Consider the following 18,040-nt stretch of genomic DNA (forward strand, 5'->3'; position numbering starts at 1 on the left):
TCCAGCCAATTTGATAATCATAATCAAAATATTTCTATTTAACTTTTAATCCCTTACCATAGTATGATGCATAATTACTTGCCGTTAGACCAGGATTCAAAGTATACAACTCTTCAGGGGTTGTGCCATTTGCAACGGCAAAACTATACAGTGTACCAGAATCAAATGAAACGGTTTGAGAAGCCTCTTCTGAAGAAGATGAAGCTGCTGCTTCTGATGAAGAAGACGCTGCTGCCTCTGCTTCACTTGATGATTTAGCTGCCGCCTCTGACGATGACTTTGCTGCTGCTTCTGATGATGATTTGGCTGCCGCTGCCTCAGATGATGACTTTGATGCAGCAACCTTAGCTTTTGATTCTGATTTTGCGGTATCGGTCACTTTATTCGTTGAAGTGGTCGTTTTCGTTGATGAAGCAACTGGTAATTCAGTGTTCGATGTGGCATCAGCTGGTTTATTCAATTCCTGCAAATACTTATAAACAGGAACGAAAGACAAAGCAATGACAATCAGTACCAGAATTCCGACAACCATACTGACACGTTGTGACTTGCGTCGATTTTGTGTTCTTGAATACTGGTTGGTTGTTTCATCTTTAAAAGATGCCTCCCATGGCTGTTTTTCATCCTTTTTTTCGGTCATGATTGGTGGCTCTCCTTACTCTCTTTTTTTACTATCTCTAATAATACACTAACCGCCTTAAAATAGTTAGTGTCACACCTAATCTTTACTGTAAATTAAATAGTTTTTTTAGTTGTTTAGACCAATTTACCACCTTTGCTTGCTGTTTACCATCTTCTTTTCGCACGAAATTTAATTCTTTGGGATACCAATCTGTCACACCCACACTTTCATCCGTTTGCGATAAGTTGTCAGTGACATTACCAAAATATTGACTGATTTGATTACGCAGCTGACCATCGGACTTTGCATAGTTAATCATTGACCATAAATTACTCTGTCTCATCACGCGTCTACTATCAAAAATTTGAATAATTTCAGCTGATGATAAGCCCTTATTTTGATAAAAATTCAATAATCTGACCTGCTCAGGTGTTAGTGTTGTCACCAACGACTGATCCAAATAACTGTGAATCGCATAATTATCAGGGATGGTTTGATCAATCAAATTAAATTGAATACGTTCATCCCCAGGTACATACAATAAGATTGCAACTGCTTGTTGTCCGTCACGTCCTGCACGACCAATTTCTTGCAGATAATTTGAAAGATCATTGCTCAAATGATAATGAATGACAAAACGAATGTCTTCTTTATCAATGCCCATGCCAAATGCGGAAGTCGCCGTAATGACATCGATCTCTCCCTGCATAAATTGTTGTTGTACACGATACCGAGACATTGTATCCATACCAGCATGGTATGCAACGACCCGTTGTCCAGTTTCATTTGTTAGCCACTCCGCCATGCTTGTTGCTAGCTTACGTGAAGTAAAATAAACGATACCAGGTCCATTAACCGTCTGAATTAAATATTTTAAGCGTTGTTTTTTTTCAATTTCATTAGTTAGTTGCTCTGTATGCAAAAAAATATTTGGTCGATCAACCGGTTGTTGATAAATAAACCATTTATCTTGCAGCGCATGAAAATTCTCAGTAATTGCTGACATCATACTTGGTGTTGCGGTTGCCGTTAATAAAAGTAATTGTGGTCGATTAAGCTGTTCGTGAATACTAGGTAATGATAAATAATCTGGTCGAAAATCCTGACCCCAAGTAACCATTGTATGAGCTTCATCAATAACCATTAAGTTAATTTTCACTTGTTTTAAAGCTGTTTGTACCTGTTCTTGGCTAAGCATCTCAGGAGAAACAAATAAAAAATGATAACGATTTAAATTTTTAAGGACACTCTTTTTGTTCTCAAATGTTAATGTCGAATTTAAAGCCACCACATTTTTTTCACCAAGATAATTCAATCGTGCAACCTGATCCTGCATTAGTGAAAGTAATGGCGTGACAATCATAACCAATCCATCTCGAACCGCCCCCATCATCTGGTAAATCAACGTCTTACCACCGCCTGTTGGTAAAATTGCTAATGTTGATTGCTTTGACAATAAGGCCGTTAGGATTTCTTTTTGACCCGTTTTAAAACTCTCAAATCCAAATTTATCTTGTAAAACCTGCTCTAAGTTAATTGTCATCGATGCTTAATTCCCCTGTTTGGTTAAGTAAATTTCATATAATCTGAAGATAAAAAACTCATTTGGGTTATCTGACGTTCTAATGTCGGAAAATTGCCAATTATCAATATTGCCAGTCAAATGTTGTTCTAGATATTGAATGGTTGAAGCACTTAAAAACAATTCATAGGGAAAATCCGCTTTAGATAGCCAAACTGCCGCTGTCAGCAAGTGTTCCCTAACCGTGCCGATTTTCAAATGGCGTTGCTTACTAATGGTTTCAATAGACATCCCCCGATGCACCTGCTGGCATGTTAATTGCACGCTGGGTGACAAGTTGGCTTGTTGCTGTGTTAATTCCCATAACCTTTTTAATTCACTGCTAGCATTAGTCTGTGATAATTGCTGGCTCCAAAAAGAAAATAAATCAATTTCCCAAAGATAAAAATCAGTTGCCGTCCAAGATTGCGGTAAATCTAGTTGGTCACTATTTCGTCCAGGTATTTGATGTCCAACCCATGTCGCAACTAATTGATCCGCAGTTTGTTGATCCAATAATTTTAAAAAGTCGGTTAATTCTGTTAACCAATCATCAATTAAGTGTTTTTTATCTGTCTGCCCATACCAATTTTTTACTAATTTTTTCGTTTTAAAATCAATTTGTAACGGATAGTAGTGTTTGTTGTGATATGCCACTTCCGACACGATTTGATTCGCCAACCAAAATGCTTCCCGGAACTGCCGGACATTCGCTAGTGGTTGGATTATTAGAGGAATGTATTTTAACTGATAATGGTATTGCCTATAATTCTGTTGAAAAGTAACGCCCTTATCGGTTAGCAATAATTGTCCAGAACTTGGTTGCTGTTCAATGAGCAACCCCTGTTTGATGAGCTGTGCAATTTGTTCATCAAAATCATTTTTTTCTAATTGTGGCAATAAACCAATAATGGGTAACAATTGATAACGTAATCCCCAATATTCTGTTGATACTGTCAAACGACGCTTTAATAAACCAAAAATTACCCGATGTCGCCGTGGTTGAACCGGCGAAAAAAGGGTAATCAGGAAATCAGTTATCACGACATTGCCCACCTCTCACTTTGTGCTGTACTATTGTCTAGTTTAAAAAAATAGTGAGGTAAGTGCAAGCTGCGTGTTTTAATTTAATTGTGAATGCATGTTGCTTAATGCCCGCTGAAATGAATAGAAGACAACGCCTGATACAGTACCAAGAATAACGCCTTCAATTAAGTTAAATGGCACAACCATCCAAAGTAAGTAGTGTCCCATGCCAATTGTTGCTCGGATATCAAAATTTGCAAACAAAGCATATAATGGCACTGCATAAACATAATTTAGAATAACCATCACCAATGTTAACCCAAGCGTTCCAAGCAATGTTCCCCACATAAACTGCTTTTTAGACACATTTGTACGACGCATTACTAGAATAATTATGGTAATAAAAATAGCCATACCAATGATATTCATTGGTAGCCCAATTAAATCACCAGGCCCTTCATTATTAAGTAATAGTTTCAAAACCGACCGTAAAATTAAAATAAGATAACCTTGTTTTAACCCTAATAGTAAAGTTCCCATTAATACGGGAACAATTGAAAAATCAATCTTTAAAAAGCTTGCGCCAGGTAAGATTGGAAATTGCGGGAAAACCATCAAGACAAACGAAATTGCTGACAATAAAGCAATGATTGTTAAATGACGTGTTTTATTCATGTGACTACCTAATCCTCCACGCTGATAATTAAAAAGTCGATCTTATTTATGTCAGGGCGACACAAATAAGACCGACTCTATCAGTCAAATTCATTAATTTCTTCTGCATACCAGACTTTACTGTCGGTTATGGATTTTCACCATATCAACCACAAAACTGTGGGTCGCGGACTTTTCCGTAAAAACGAAATTACCGCCGGTCGGGAATTACACCCTGCCCTGAAGATATTTAGTTATGTTATTATCATATCTTTCTGCTAATTAAAAGTCAATAAAAATTCATGCCACCATTTTACCAACGACCAGCTGATTTGCGGAATTGACGCCCAGACTTGAGCGCTTGGACCTCTTCATGACGCAATGGGCGGTATTCACCAGGTGTCAAACCAGTCAAGTCAAGCATCCCATAACGTTCACGAGTTAGCTTAATAACCTCATGACCAACTGATTTTAACATTTCTTTCACTTGATGATACTTACCTTCATGAATAGTTAATTTGACGATTGCCGTGTGCTTCTTTTTATCAGTTGATAAGATTTCTGCATGAGCTGGTGCCGCATTAAAGGTATAATGACGTCCATTTTGGACAGTCTTTACAGTCACACCATGACGCAATTTTTCTAATTCCTCATTCGTTGGAATACCTTTGACCTTGGCAACATAGACCTTATCAATGCGATACTTAGGATGCATCAACTTATTAGCTAAATCACCATCATTGGTTAATAGCAATGCACCAGTCGTATCATAATCCAAACGTCCAACGGGATAAACCCGTTCAGGTTCATCAACAATGTCCATGACCGTTTGACGCCCTTTGTCATCAGAATTAGTCGTTACAACACCGCGTGGCTTATCCAATAGGAAGTAAACTAGTTTCTCTTTTGAATCAATTGGTGTGCCATTTACTTCAATGTGATCAGTGGGCTCAACCTTCGTTCCTAACTCTCGAATTACCTGACCATTAACCGTGACTTGCCCTTCAGTAATCATTTTTTCAGAAGCCCGGCGCGAGGCAACCCCTGCTTGAGCCATGACTTTTTGTAATCGTTCTGCCATTATTTTTCCTCATTACTTTCTGATTGTTTTGTTAATTCAGCAATTGTGACATCAAATGAAGACTGTTGTTTTTCTGATGGTAATAACGGAATCGTCACATCTTGCTGATTTTGTAAATCTTCTAGTGCTTTAGCAGTAACCAACGGTGGTAACTCATCTAAACTGGTTAACCCAAAATAATTTAGGAAATAGTTGGTTGTCACATAAAGAATTGGTCGTCCTGGTTCAGTCGATCTTCCCTTACCCGTTACTAAATTACGAAGAATTAATTTTTGGATGGTCGATTGTGATTGGACACCACGAATTTCATCTACCTCAACACGTGTAACCGGTTGTTTATAAGCAATAATAGCTAGAACTTCCAATGATGCTTGTGATAGAGCTGTTGTTAGTGGCGCTGTAAAGAAACGATGAATGGTTTCTGATAAATTTGCCTTCGTCACTAATTGATAACGATCATCTGTTTTGAGAATTTCAAAAGCACAACTTTCATCTTGCGCATACTTAATCGCCAACTCGTCTAGTAGACCATTAACTGCTGGCTTTAAAAATTGTGTTGCTGCTGACAGTTCTGCCAAAGAGATACCCTCATCTCCTGCAACAAATAATAATCCTTCAATTTGTTGTAAGCTATTTTGCATCAGCCTCTTCATCCTCTCTACTTTCCAGCTGGTAGGGTACCTTACCGCGTGAAACATCAATTCGGTCAAATAAATTATTTTGTGTCATAGTCAAGTGCTGATGACGCACTAATTCTAACATTGCCATAAATGTTGTGACCATTTCATCCTTATCTGCATTTTCCGCAAAAAGTTGGTCAAAAGTTACAACATGATCAGTGTCTACCTTTGACATAATTTTAGTCATTTGTTGTTGAATTGACCAGTTATCACCTTGCAATGAGCGTGGTTGTACCCGCTTTTGATAGCGTTTTTTCACCAAACGATCAAATGCATTTTGAAGATCGCGCAATACGAGTCCTTCTGGCAGAGGTGCGCCCTTTATATCGTCTGGGATTGACATCGGTGCTCTAGAAAACTGTAATTGACGTTCTTCTTCTCGTTCACGTAAATCACCTGCAGCTTGTTGATAGCGCTGATATTCAATTAATTGTGCCATCAATGTGTCTCGAGGATCTTCTTCAGTAACAAATTCAGCTAAATCCTCATCATATTGAAAGACATCATTTTTAGGTAGTAAGTAATTGGCCTTTATTGACATCAACGTTGCGGCCATGACCAAAAATTCACCAGCAACATCTAAATTACGTTCTTGTTCCGCATGTAGAAATGTCAGATATTGTGCCGTAATCTCAACTATCGGAATATCCATAATATCCATCTCATTCACCCGAATAAGATGGAGCAATAAATCCAATGGCCCATCAAAATCTTCTATATGATATGTTAATTCTTCACTCATTGCATATCTCGCCATTTCGTTACAAATTTTTGTGTGGCAATTGAACCCATAATCACTTGATCTGGATATTGAGATTGCAACGCTTGATATATTTTACGGCCAAGTTTTAATTTTTGTTTTGGTTGTACTTCGGGACTAAAAACAATCCGTCGAATCACCAAGGAATTATAAACACGTGCAACCCCCAGTAATACGGTAAAATGATGTGTATTTTCATCACGCCATAGAAGAATATCCCGATTATCATCAGACTGATACCAATCATATTCACGTTGCACAGCTAAAATATCTGGTAAATTCGGACTGTAAGACAGCAGCCCCATAACAATTTTTGATTGATCTTTACGTACGATAATTAACATATTTTTCTCCAATCAAGCTAAACTAAGCACGAGGATGCGCCTTTTCATATACCTCGGTTAATCGTTTGTTTGAGATATGAGTATAAATTTGCGTTGTTGAGATATCAGCATGTCCCAATAATTCCTGAACAATTCGCAAATCTGCCCCATTTTCGAGGATATGGGTGGCGAATGAATGTCTTAAAGTGTGTGGCGAAACATCTTTCGTAATCCCAGCCTGCTTGACCCATTGCTTAATTAATTTCCAAACACCTTGTCGTGTTAACTGATGACCGTGATCATTTAAAAAAATAACGTGTGGATCTTGCTGTTTACCTAGCAACGGGCGACTATTATTTAAGTAGTTCTCTAACCACTTGACTGCAACATCACCAATTGGCACAATCCGCTCTTTGTCCCCTTTACCAATCGTTTGAATGAGACCTAAGTCCAAATGTAAATTATCTAAGCGTAAATTGACCAACTCACTGACACGTAAACCTGTCGCATACATGACTTCAAGTATTGTTCGATTTCGTAACCCAAGTGGCGTGTTTGTATCAGGAACCTGCAACAACGCTTCAACTTCTTCTAAAGTCAATACTGCTGGTAGATGCTGCGCCTTTTTGGGTGAATCTACTTGATCCATCGGGTTACTGGTTATCAAATTATTCATTTGAACAAATTCAAAAAACTTTCGCAAAGTCGATACCATGCGAATAATTGTATTACGTGACTTGCCTTTTTGTTCTAACTGTCCCAAAAATGCCATGATTGTAAAACGATCAACCACTGTCAACGTATCATATTTCTCAGCTATCAAATATTGAAAAAATTGGACAAGATCTTGTTGGTAAGAATGCTTGGTATTAGCTGATAAGCCTCTCTCAACAGTTAGATAATGAAGGTAGTCAACCAAAACATCCTCAAATGGTCCTACCTGCACTTTCATCCTATTCGCCTTCACTTTCTACTAAGAAAAGACCGTTCTCATTTTGTGTGATTCGACGTTCTTTATACAAACGACCTACAGCACGTTTAAATTGTGATTTTGACATACCAAAATATTTCTTAATTGCTTTAGGATCTGATTTATCTGTGAACGGTAAACTATGGGTTGTTGAACGTTCTAACAACGTTAACAACATCTGAGCATCTTCTGGAATAGCTTCATATGCTCGTGGGCGCAATGATAAGTTCAATACGCCATCAGGGCGCACACCAATTACTCGTGCAGATACAACTTCTCCTAAACGGGGCTCACGTTGTCGTTCATCAGGATGAATAAAGCCAAAGTTATAGTCCGAAGTAACGACCAATGTACCGACTTTCTTTAAGCGGTAGGCCGTTGCCTGGACTTGTTTGTTATGCATATCTGGCTTCGCTGGAATTCTAACTGCTTGCAGAATATCTGAGGTAACCAGTTCGCCCCACAGACGATCTTTTTTATCAATGCGTAGCGTAATCATTAGCTTATCCCCACGCTGTGGCCATAATTCTTTAATAGTTGGCAGTTCATCTAAAGAAACCACCACATCTTTATTAGGTAACCCAATATCAACAAAGACACCTAAGTCACGACGAATATCTGTCACTGTTCCCCAGGCATAATGACCAAGGCGAACCTCTGGTAGATTCTTCGTTATTTGTAATTGATGTTTTTCATTTTCGTAGGCAAATCCTGAAACTAGTCCACCAATCGATAATGGCTTCTTTAATTCTGATTTGTCAATCTCGTATGTTTCACCGTCAATTTGTGCGTAGTAATAACGATCATTTTCGTCAGTTACTTTAGCTGTAATCACGTCTCCAAGTTTATGTGTCATTTTTCTCCATCCTTTTACATCAGCTGCATCTATTGTTCTATAAGTCCGATGCCACAGCACTGGTAAAGGTTATTCATAACCAGCATCATAGCGCCAGTAATCTTGCTCACTATATCTAATTATCTTAACAGATATACATTGGATATGATATATGTAAACCAGATTCTCTTGTTTGTCTCGCCAAAAACAATATTTTTTTGCTAAAATAGTTAGTAATAATTTGAAAGTGAGTTAATCATTTATGAAAGCAATTGGTATGGAACCACAAGTACTGATCGACATTCTTGTGGGTGCCAAGATTGGTGTTGTTTATCCGTTTGGAACAGAACATCGTGGTGATTTAGTTGTAACCTCTTATGCGCTTAAGCAAAGTGGCTTACCATCAAGTATGGCTGGTGCCGTCGTGCAATTAGAGGATGTTGAAGAAACTGCACCTGGCAATTTTGTTTGGAAATTTAATCCTGAAGTCACTCTAATCCGCCCATTTAAAGTACACGGTACCATGGAGTTATTTGATGTTGATGATACCTTGATTAAACCTCAACCAACTAACTGGTTTAACGTTGAGGCTGAAAATGCTGGTCACGAAAAAATTTCAACTTGGTTAGATAGTTACTTTGCCGAGCACCCTGATCTTGATCGTGTGCCGCGCCAAGAAATTCCTGAAGAAATCGCAACATTAGCCTCATCATTTGATGATTGGCGTGCTGCTTATTTTGAATTCCTGTATAAGCCAACGAAAGCCCAGAAGCGTGAATTACGTACAAAACGCTACGATATTGAGCCATTGTAATAAATGAAAAAACAAAAGAAGTTGGAACAAAAAAATTTGTTCCAACTTCTTTTTGCTAAAAATGTATTAATTATCAGCATTAAATTTTTATAGCATAAATGCGTTCCAAAAGTCTGAAGTCTCAATGTAACGCAATTTATGCCATTCCTGTCCTTCGCTTTGCTACGGCCAAAAATGACGCAAATCACGTATCACATCGGCTTCAAGACAACTTTTGTCTCGCTCTCCTTTTTGCTAAATTCTTTTAAGCAGCGGCCGCAATAGTAGCGGCGCAATGATTGTTGAGATAATAATCACAAAGACCATATCACCAAAAATATTTTTAGCGATCAAATCAGCACTTAACCCAATTTGAGCAACGACGAGCGCCATTTCACCTCTTGAAACCATACCTGCCCCGACTGCCCGTGCGGCTGGTTTATCTAACTTGGCAAGCCTGGCTCCCCATTGCGCACCATAATATTTTGTTGCTACCGCCAACACGGTTAAAACAATAATCAAAGGCCACGTTTTTTGTAGTCCATTCAAAGAAATATGTAATCCAATTGATCCAAAGAAGATTGGAAATAGTGTCCAAGTACCTAATAAGTTGGCAAACTTTAAGATTTTTCCTGAATTTGGTAATCGATCAGCCACTAACCCTAAAATAAACACCACAATTGGTAATAATGTTGATAAACTCAGACCTTGTCCACCAAATACTAAAACATATGCCCCAACCAATAGCAAGGCTAACATATCATCCAAAACGGCCGCTCCTAGAACGACTGCACCAACTTGTGAGCCCAGTTGTCCAGATTCTCCTAGAACACTAATGGTGATTGAAATTGATGTCGCAGCAAATACAATCCCCCAAAAAATAGAAATATTAAACTGATAACCTAATACTAAAGAGACTACTGTGAACAATATTAACGGAATCACCACGCCCATAATAGCGGTTAAAGTTGCCCCATTTAAATTGCGTTTCAATTGACCAATATCTGTCTCTAACCCCGCTGTAAACATTAGTAGCAGGACACCCAATTCTGACAAAAAGCTGACTGTTTCTCCTGTCGTTACCCAGTGTAAAAGTGCTGGCCCGATGATTATACCCGCAATCAGCTGACCAACAACTTCTGCAAATCCAAGTTTTTGCCCGATGCGCCCCATAATAAAAGTCACAACAATTAAAATGATTAATTGTCCCAAAATTCCCATATAAACCTCCAAAAAAAACCGTACACTTCAATCCTAACTGGTTACCCACCCAGGAACTTGAAGCATACGCCCAACCGAAATTTTATTTACTTTGATAAATTGCGTGAAAACAAGTTGCTGAATGGTGATTCACCAGTATTTGCAACCTGTGTCAAGAAGATTTTGATCGCAGTCTGCGTGGTTAAACCTTGTGACTTAAAAATTTCATCTGCTTTGTCTTTAACATTGTCCTCGACACGCAATTGAATTAACTTTTCTGCCATAATGTTACTCCCTTCACAATAATTACTTTCTATACAAATATTATATCATGGCACACTTTACATGTACCTTAAATATAAATCAAATACTACACGCTTTTATACGTTTTGGCTAGTACTTTCTATCTAAATTCACATATTTTACTTATTTTCGGTATCAAAGATTATTGTGACTGGACCATCATTTATTAGTTGAACTTGCATATTTGCACCAAATTCACCAGTTTCGACAGTTAAGCCTGTATCCCGCAACTTTTTATTAAACAACTGATACATCTTGTCAGCAAAATCAGGTGCGCCTGCTTTCGTAAAACTGGGACGATTACCTTTTTTAGTGTCAGCATATAACGTAAATTGTGAAATTGATAAGATTTGTCCACCAACATCCTCAATAGCCAAGTTCATCTTACCAACTAAATCTTCAAATACCCTTAATTTTGTTATTTTTCTCACTAAATAATCTAATTCAGCTTCCGTATCATTATCGGCAATGCCAACCAGTAATACATAACCAACACCAATTTTGCCAACGACCGTTTCATCAATTGATACACTAGCTGATTTGACTCTTTGTAGAACTATTCTCATTATTTGAATGCTCGCTTTACTTCATAAACATCTTTAACATCTCGGATATTGACCATGATTGATTCGAGTTGCTCTAAGTTTTTTACACCGATACTAATTGAAATACGCACATCATTGTTATGATCGACGCGCCCATTGACCGAATTTAATGAGCGAGTTGTATTATTGACCATCCGAATAACATCATTCAATAAACGGTTGCGATTGGTTGCTGAGACCTGTAAATCAGCATCATATTCTGTTTTGCTATTGCCTGCTGGGTTTTCCCAAGCCACATCAACCAATCGATTACCTTCCACTTCAGCGGCCTTGAGGTTAGGACATCCCAAACGATGTACTGATACACCACGCCCCTTGGTGACATAACCAATAACTTCATCCCCAGGTACAGGTGTACAACAATGTCCCAAGCGAACCAGCATATTATCGACACCTTGAATCACGATTCGATCTTCACGATGTGCATGATTTTTTGCAGATTTCGTTTCTTTTTCGATTGTTTGATGATGTTCTAAGATTGCTTTTTGCTCAGCTTCTTGACGGGCAGTTTCAATCTCAGCACGTTTCTCTTCTGAAAAACGGTTAGCGACACCTTGTGGTTTAATATCTCCGAATCCAAGTGAGGCGTACATATCATCAACTGCTAAGAAATGCATTTTTTCAGCTGCATGTTCCTCATTTTCAGGTTGCATCAGTTCTTCAACATCGTAACCTTCATCTTCTAACCAGTCAGCCACCATTTTTCTACCGGCTTCGATGTTATCAGCTTTGTCCTGCTTACGGAAATACTGTCTAATTTTATTACGCGCCCGACGTGTAGACACCATCGTTAACCAATCCCGATTAGGTTGGGCGTTTGGCGATGTTAAAATTTCAACAATGTCACCCGTTTTGATTGGAAAATCCAACGGTACCATCCGATCATTGACCTTAGCACCAACGGTATGATTTCCAACATTCGTATGAATCGTGTACGCCATATCTAGTGGACCAGCATCCTTGGGCATTTCGATCACATCGCCTTTTGGTGTAAAGACGAAAATGCGATCAGTAAATAAATCACCTTTAACTGACTCCATAAAGTCATCAGCATCTTGCGCATCTGCTTGTAATTCTAAAATTCCTTGAATCACATTTAACTTTTGCTGATCAGCATTCTGAACATCGGCACCAGCAAAATTACCTTCCTTGTATGCCCAGTGGGCAGCAATACCAAATTCGGCAATTTCATGCATTTGATACGTACGAATTTGAACTTCTAGTGGGCGTCCCCCTGGTCCAATGACAGAAGTATGTAATGACTGATACCCATTTGCCTTTGGTAAAGCAATATAGTCTTTAAATCTGCCAGGCATTGGTGTCCAACGTGCATGAATTGCTCCCAAAACTGCATATGTTTCGGGAATGGTGTCAACTAACACACGAATGGCTAATAGGTCATAAATTTCTTCAAAGCGCTTATTTTTATCAACCATCTTCCGGTAAATTGAATAAATATGCTTTGGTCGTCCATAAACCTCAGTGTGGTCTAAATGCAAATCTGTAATTGCATGCTCGATTTCACTAACGGCTTGATCAACAATCTCCAGTCGTTCCTGACGTCGTAAGTTCATGGACTTTGCAATATCGTGATACGCTTCAAAGTTAAGATAGCGTAACGCCATATCCTCTAATTCCCACTTGATCGTCATGATTCCAAGCCGATCAGCCAAAGGTGCATAAATTTCAAGTGTCTCAGAAGCAATTCGTTTCTGTTTTTCTTCTCGTAACGCAGACAACGTCCGCATGTTATGTAGACGGTCAGCTAATTTAACAATAATAACTCGAATATCATGTGACATTGCGAGTAACAATTTACGATGGTTTTCAGCTAATTGTTCTCGCGAAGACTTATATTTGATTCGTGACAACTTTGAAACGCCATCAACAATGATGGCAACGTCGTGTCCAAAAGCTTGTTCTACGTCAGCTAATGTCGCCGTCGTATCTTCAACCACATCGTGCAAATATCCTGCAACAACCGTATCAGGATCCATATGCAATTCAGCTAATATTCCTGCCACCTGAATTGGATGAATGATATACGGTTCCCCGGATTTACGCTTCTGCTCTTGATGCAAATGGTATGCAAACTGGTAAGCTTTATCAACCTTCTTGACATGCTCATCGTTCATATAGTCTGCAACTAAATCATGCACGTCTTGTGCTGTCAAATTTTTTGCCTCTGCCATAAAAAACATCCTCTATTTTTAGATTCACGCCGATTGGGATTCATACCCGCAGCATCGTATCTTTCACCTATCACTCTGAATAGTTAATTTATTCTAACGCATTTTATAGCTGTTTGTATTGTATTTTGCTTTTAATTTTAATAATTCTCTAAAAAAATTATTGAATTGATTTGAATACGACATTGTTTTCGCCCAAAATTGACCGAATTGCCTCACCGGTTTCATCATCAGCGGTTAACCAATACGTTTCATTCAAGGCAATTTTACGATGATCTCTTTCAAATACAATCAATACCGGATTAGCACCATGGTGTTGTCGCAAAATATTCTGCAATGCTGGCATGATACCAGCATCTTCAGCTGATGCCATAATTCTTAAGTACCATTGTCCAGTCGATGCTGCTGCTTTTTCAGAAACAGATGATTCTGCCAATAATTCATCACCATTAATTACTTGATTTGCAATCATCTGTAAAGTATCACGACCACGTTGTTGTTCAATTTTTCCAGTAATTAATAGCACTTTTTCATTTACCAATAATGGCTCGATTTTTTTGAAAACCGTTGGAAAAATAGTAATCGATAAGGTCCCAGTTAAATCAATACCGTCTACAAAAGCCATTGGATCACCTTTTTTAGTACGGATTTTTTTAACATTTTGGACATAAATAACGACCGTTACCGATGTCATACCTACTGCTAAGTTAGCAATGTCAGTCCGTCTGTTCTCTGGTATCGCAGCCAAATAAGGTTCAATTGGATGACCACTTAGATAAACACCTAAATATTCATGTTCATAACCCAACTTTTCATTGAGTGGAAACTCAGCAACTTCATGCATTTTTGGTGTTAGCGACTCAAATAATGAAATCGATTCACCAGCCAACCCAACTGCATCAATGTACCCCTGCATTGACCCTAACAACGTTTTACGATTAAATCCAAATTCATCCAAAGCACCCGCATAAATTAACGGCTCTAACTGTGAGACTTTGCGATACTTGCTAGGTAGACGACCAATGAAGTTCGTTAAATCACGATATTGTCCACCTTCTTGCCGTTCTTGAATCAGCGCTTCACGAAAATCACGTCGTAAGCCGCTAATTGATGCTAGTCCCATTTGAAGCTCGCCTTGTTTATTCATACTGTATCCCTGCCACGAATGATTAAGACTAGGGCGCAAAATAGTCACATGGCTTAATTTTGCCTCGGCGATGTAAATACCAACTTTTTTATGATCAGCAATTGAATCATTTAATACCGCCTTATAAAAAGCGGCTGGATAATGTGCCTTAATATATGCCAGTTGGAAAGCTAGTTTCGAGTAAGCAACGGCATGTGATCGATTAAAACCATATTGAGCGAACGTTTCAATATAGCTGAATACCTGTTCGGCAACTTGCTGGTCATGATGTCGGCCAACTGCACCATCAATAAATTTTGATTGCATAGCCGCAATTTTATCATGGTCTTTTTTTGACATTGCTCGACGCAACAAATCGGCCTCACCCAATGAAAAACCTGCAAAGCGTTCGGCAACTCGCATAACTTGCTCTTGATACACGATAATGCCATATGTCGGCGCTAAAATTTCAGCCATACTTGCATCTGGTACATCTTGTTTTTCTTCTTGATGCTTACGGGCAACGAAATGAGGAATATTCTGCATGGGTCCTGGTCTGAAGAGAGCATTTGCTGCCACAATATCTTCAAAACTATCAGGACGTAATTGACGCAAAATATTTTTCATCCCCCCTGATTCAAATTGAAAAACACCATTCGTCAGACCATTTTGAAACAGCCTTAACGTCGCTTGATCATCCAATGATACACTTGCGATACTAAATGACTCATGATCAGGTATTTTTTGAATTTCACGAATAGCAATATCTAAGATGTTTAAGTTAGATAAAGCCAAAAAGTCCATTTTTAACAGTCCTAATGCTTCTACGGGACCCTTGGGGAGTTGTGTGACTAAACGCCCGTCGTCCCCTAGTTGAACTGGCATATAATTTGCCAATGGTTCGGCGGATAAGACGACCCCTGCTGCATGTAATGATGCATTGCGTGGCAATCCCTCTAACTTCAATGCTGTCTGATATAACAGTTGTCCATCAACAGGTAAGTCTAATAACGCATTACGAAATGGCAAAGACGACTCATATGAAGCTTGTAAACTGGCAGTCCCACGAGGCATTGATTTCGATAAATTATCGATTTGTGTTGGATTCAAACCAAAAACTCTGGCAACATCTCGAATAACTGCGCGCTGGGCCATCGTTGAAAAGGTAATAATTTGAGCAACTCGCTCATGCCCATAATGCTCATGTAGATAATCCAAAATTTCTTCACGGCGATTGTCGGGGATGTCAATATCGATATCCGGCATTTGGTGACGTTCTGGATTCAAAAAACGTTCAAAAAGTAAATCATAAGCAATAGGGTCAACATCCGTGATCCACAAAACATAGGCAACTAACGAGCCAGCTGCTGATCCACGTCCTGGCCCAGTTCGAATTGATTTTTTGTGCGCATAATTCAAAACATCCCAAACAATTAAGAAATAATCGGCAAAACCTAGTTCATTAATGATACGTAATTCTTCTTTTAAACGTGCTTTATACGGTGTAGCATCAACAGCCATATCATGCAAACGATTGGTCAACCCGGTTGTCGCTAACTCTGCAAGGTAATCCGAGGAAGATTGTCCCTGCGGTGTTTCATATTTTGGCACGGTCACTGATGACTGCTCTAACACCACATAACTATGTGCTGCAATCCAATCTGTATTCTCGACAGCATCTGATAAACCGCGGCTATTATATTCATTTGCCCAATCGGTACTTTCTTTCAAATATGCTGTTGCGGCTTGCTTTTGTGCCAAACCAACATTAGATATAATCTCACCTTGGCCTAGTTTCTGAATAACTTGCGCTGAAAACTGATCAGATGCGTTAGGATATAAGACATTTTCATTCGCAATGATACGTGTGCCAGTATTTTGTGCAAGCTCTTTGATCGATTGCAACATAGCCTCACGCATATCCAACGAAACTCCCAAAAAGACATGAGTAGCATCAGCTAATGCGGTGACTGTTTTAACCAATGTCATTGCTCGTTCAGGTTCAGTTCCTAACAAAACTGCTAGTTCACCGATACTGGGTAAGATAATATATAAACCTGATAAATACGATTTTAAATCGTCGAGCGTCATTTTCTCATTTTGGGTATTAATGGCACTACTGATTTGCAATAAGTTGTGATACCCAACCTGATTTTCAACCAGAAAAATTACCGGATAAGATTGTGAAGATTGCAAACCAATCAATTCAGCTGTCAATCCTAAAATGGGCTGTATGTCAGCTGCCTGGGCTGCTTGGTAAAAATCATACATCCCGTATAAAACGTTGTAATCCGTCAACGCAACGGCCTGATAACCCTTATCTTGTACAGCCTTTATCAATTGCTGAGGAGTCATCGGGCTCCGCAACAAACTAAATGCTGTCATGGTTTGAAGTGGTACCATAATAGCCTCCTTCTTTCAAAGAATCCAATTGATGAATATTTATTTTAACTTAATTTAATTATAGCCATTGCAAATAAAAAAGACCACCTATGATGGTGATCTCCTTATACTTAGCTTGTTAATGGTCATTATTTTTCTACGTGAGGCGCAGCTGATTTTGAAATTGCAACATAAGCAATTGTTCCAATCATACCGATAACCACAGAGAACAAAGAAGTCATAGTTGCATTGTAAGTTGCACTCTCAAGCGCACTACCAATGTAACCAAGTACTTCTCCCAAAACAAATGTCCAAACAAACGCTACAACATACTTCATATTGACACCTCTTAGCATATCGCCAAAATGTTTTACTCCATCATTTTACGCCTCAGCAACCAATTTGTCACATGTTAATTAATTCACAGAAATCTATTGTCTTGTGTATTTCACTAATCGCCAATCGTAATCATTATCTGCATCGGCAGGTCCTTGATCAATCACTTCACCTTGCCAGACAGTCAAATCAACTGGTGCCATTTTAACATCCCCAGAAAAATCTGTCTGTAAATAGGTCACATATAATGTATCTGCTGTATCCATGAAACTTTCATAGATTGGTTTACCACCAATAACTTGCAACTTCAAGTTAGCATTATCAGCGACCTTTTCGGCTTCAGCAACACTATAAACTTTTTGAAAGCCCTCTGGAACTTCCAAATCATGATTTCTTGTCAGTACTAAATTTAAGCGTTCAGGCAATGGACGACCATGAAAACTAGCCATTGTATGGCGTCCCATTAGTGCTGCCTCATGAATAGTGGATTGTTTAAAAAATTGTAAATCAGCCTTTTGATGCCAAGGAATATGTCCATCAATAGCAATCGTACCATCCAGTGTTTGTGCCCAAATTAAGTTTTTCTCAGCCATC

18 protein-coding genes and 1 riboswitch are annotated in these 18,040 nt (G+C 38.7%); of the genes, 1 reads left to right on the forward strand and 17 read right to left on the reverse strand.

The window, feature by feature from the left end; all coding sequences use genetic code 11:
- Positions 1–34: 34 nt before the first annotated feature.
- From HMPREF0877_RS01460 to HMPREF0877_RS01505, 10 genes are all read right to left on the reverse strand, one after another.
- Positions 35–640, reverse strand: coding sequence for a hypothetical protein (locus tag HMPREF0877_RS01460; RefSeq protein ID WP_002827360.1), 606 nt, complete (start codon positions 638–640; stop codon positions 35–37).
- Positions 641–725: 85 nt separating this feature from the next.
- The gene (locus tag HMPREF0877_RS01465) at positions 726–2,165 is read right to left on the reverse strand and encodes a RecQ family ATP-dependent DNA helicase (protein ID WP_002827362.1); all 1,440 of its coding nucleotides are present in this window, start codon (positions 2,163–2,165) and stop codon (positions 726–728) included.
- A gap of 6 nt (positions 2,166–2,171) precedes the next feature.
- Positions 2,172–3,227 carry a helix-turn-helix domain-containing protein gene (locus HMPREF0877_RS01470; protein WP_040760222.1) on the reverse strand — a complete coding sequence of 352 codons (1,056 nt, stop codon included), beginning with the start codon at positions 3,225–3,227 and terminating at the stop codon, positions 2,172–2,174.
- A gap of 78 nt (positions 3,228–3,305) precedes the next feature.
- A complete protein-coding gene (locus tag HMPREF0877_RS01475; RefSeq protein WP_002827364.1) occupies positions 3,306–3,884 on the reverse strand; it encodes an ECF transporter S component in 579 nt (192 codons plus the stop codon).
- Positions 3,885–3,978: 94 nt separating this feature from the next.
- Positions 3,979–4,115: riboswitch (FMN riboswitch) on the reverse strand.
- Positions 4,116–4,176: 61 nt separating this feature from the next.
- On the reverse strand, positions 4,177–4,944 hold the full coding sequence (locus HMPREF0877_RS01480; RefSeq protein ID WP_002827365.1) for a pseudouridine synthase: 768 nt from the start codon (positions 4,942–4,944) through the stop codon (positions 4,177–4,179).
- Positions 4,944–5,585 (reverse strand): SMC-Scp complex subunit ScpB, encoded by a 642-nt coding sequence (gene scpB, locus HMPREF0877_RS01485; protein ID WP_002827366.1) that lies wholly within the window; start codon positions 5,583–5,585, stop codon positions 4,944–4,946. Before scpB ends, HMPREF0877_RS01480 begins: the two co-directional genes overlap by 1 nt.
- Entirely contained in the window at positions 5,575–6,366 is a 792-nt protein-coding gene (locus HMPREF0877_RS01490) for a segregation and condensation protein A (protein WP_002827367.1), read from the reverse strand. Before HMPREF0877_RS01490 ends, scpB begins: the two co-directional genes overlap by 11 nt.
- Complete coding sequence (locus HMPREF0877_RS01495) at positions 6,363–6,728, reverse strand: hypothetical protein (protein ID WP_002827369.1); 366 nt, start codon at positions 6,726–6,728, stop codon at positions 6,363–6,365. The genes HMPREF0877_RS01490 and HMPREF0877_RS01495 overlap by 4 nt, the downstream gene beginning before the upstream one ends.
- Positions 6,729–6,750: 22 nt before the next feature.
- The gene (gene xerD / locus HMPREF0877_RS01500) at positions 6,751–7,659 is read right to left on the reverse strand and encodes a site-specific tyrosine recombinase XerD (protein WP_002827370.1); all 909 of its coding nucleotides are present in this window, start codon (positions 7,657–7,659) and stop codon (positions 6,751–6,753) included.
- Between the two features lies 1 nt (position 7,660).
- Complete coding sequence (locus HMPREF0877_RS01505; protein ID WP_040760226.1) at positions 7,661–8,533, reverse strand: CvfB family protein; 873 nt, start codon at positions 8,531–8,533, stop codon at positions 7,661–7,663.
- 241 nt (positions 8,534–8,774) lie between these two features.
- On the opposite strand from HMPREF0877_RS01505, the gene HMPREF0877_RS01510 reads away from it, so the two are divergent.
- A complete protein-coding gene (locus HMPREF0877_RS01510; protein ID WP_002827372.1) occupies positions 8,775–9,326 on the forward strand; it encodes a hypothetical protein in 552 nt (183 codons plus the stop codon).
- A 234-nt stretch (positions 9,327–9,560) separates the two neighbouring features.
- Here HMPREF0877_RS01510 and HMPREF0877_RS01515 read toward each other — a convergent pair whose 3' ends face one another.
- The 7 genes from HMPREF0877_RS01515 to HMPREF0877_RS01545 form a co-directional block, all read right to left on the reverse strand.
- On the reverse strand, positions 9,561–10,526 hold the full coding sequence (locus tag HMPREF0877_RS01515; RefSeq protein WP_002827373.1) for a cation:proton antiporter: 966 nt from the start codon (positions 10,524–10,526) through the stop codon (positions 9,561–9,563).
- A gap of 86 nt (positions 10,527–10,612) precedes the next feature.
- A complete protein-coding gene (locus HMPREF0877_RS01520; protein WP_002827374.1) occupies positions 10,613–10,789 on the reverse strand; it encodes a type II toxin-antitoxin system RelB/DinJ family antitoxin in 177 nt (58 codons plus the stop codon).
- Between the two features lie 138 nt (positions 10,790–10,927).
- On the reverse strand, positions 10,928–11,374 hold the full coding sequence (gene dtd / locus HMPREF0877_RS01525; protein WP_002827375.1) for a D-aminoacyl-tRNA deacylase: 447 nt from the start codon (positions 11,372–11,374) through the stop codon (positions 10,928–10,930).
- Positions 11,374–13,605, reverse strand: coding sequence for a RelA/SpoT family protein (locus HMPREF0877_RS01530; RefSeq protein WP_040760229.1), 2,232 nt, complete (start codon positions 13,603–13,605; stop codon positions 11,374–11,376). The genes dtd and HMPREF0877_RS01530 overlap by 1 nt, the downstream gene beginning before the upstream one ends.
- A gap of 157 nt (positions 13,606–13,762) precedes the next feature.
- A complete protein-coding gene (locus tag HMPREF0877_RS01535) occupies positions 13,763–17,131 on the reverse strand; it encodes a DNA polymerase III subunit alpha (protein ID WP_002827377.1) in 3,369 nt (1,122 codons plus the stop codon).
- Between the two features lie 128 nt (positions 17,132–17,259).
- Positions 17,260–17,448, reverse strand: coding sequence for a YjzD family protein (locus HMPREF0877_RS01540; protein ID WP_040760232.1), 189 nt, complete (start codon positions 17,446–17,448; stop codon positions 17,260–17,262).
- 93 nt (positions 17,449–17,541) lie between these two features.
- Complete coding sequence (locus HMPREF0877_RS01545) at positions 17,542–18,039, reverse strand: dihydrofolate reductase (protein WP_040760235.1); 498 nt, start codon at positions 18,037–18,039, stop codon at positions 17,542–17,544.
- Between the last annotated feature and the right edge of the window lies 1 nt (position 18,040).

Origin of the sequence: Weissella paramesenteroides ATCC 33313 (genome assembly GCF_000160575.1) — a bacterium.
Lineage (GTDB): Bacteria > Bacillota > Bacilli > Lactobacillales > Lactobacillaceae > Weissella > Weissella paramesenteroides.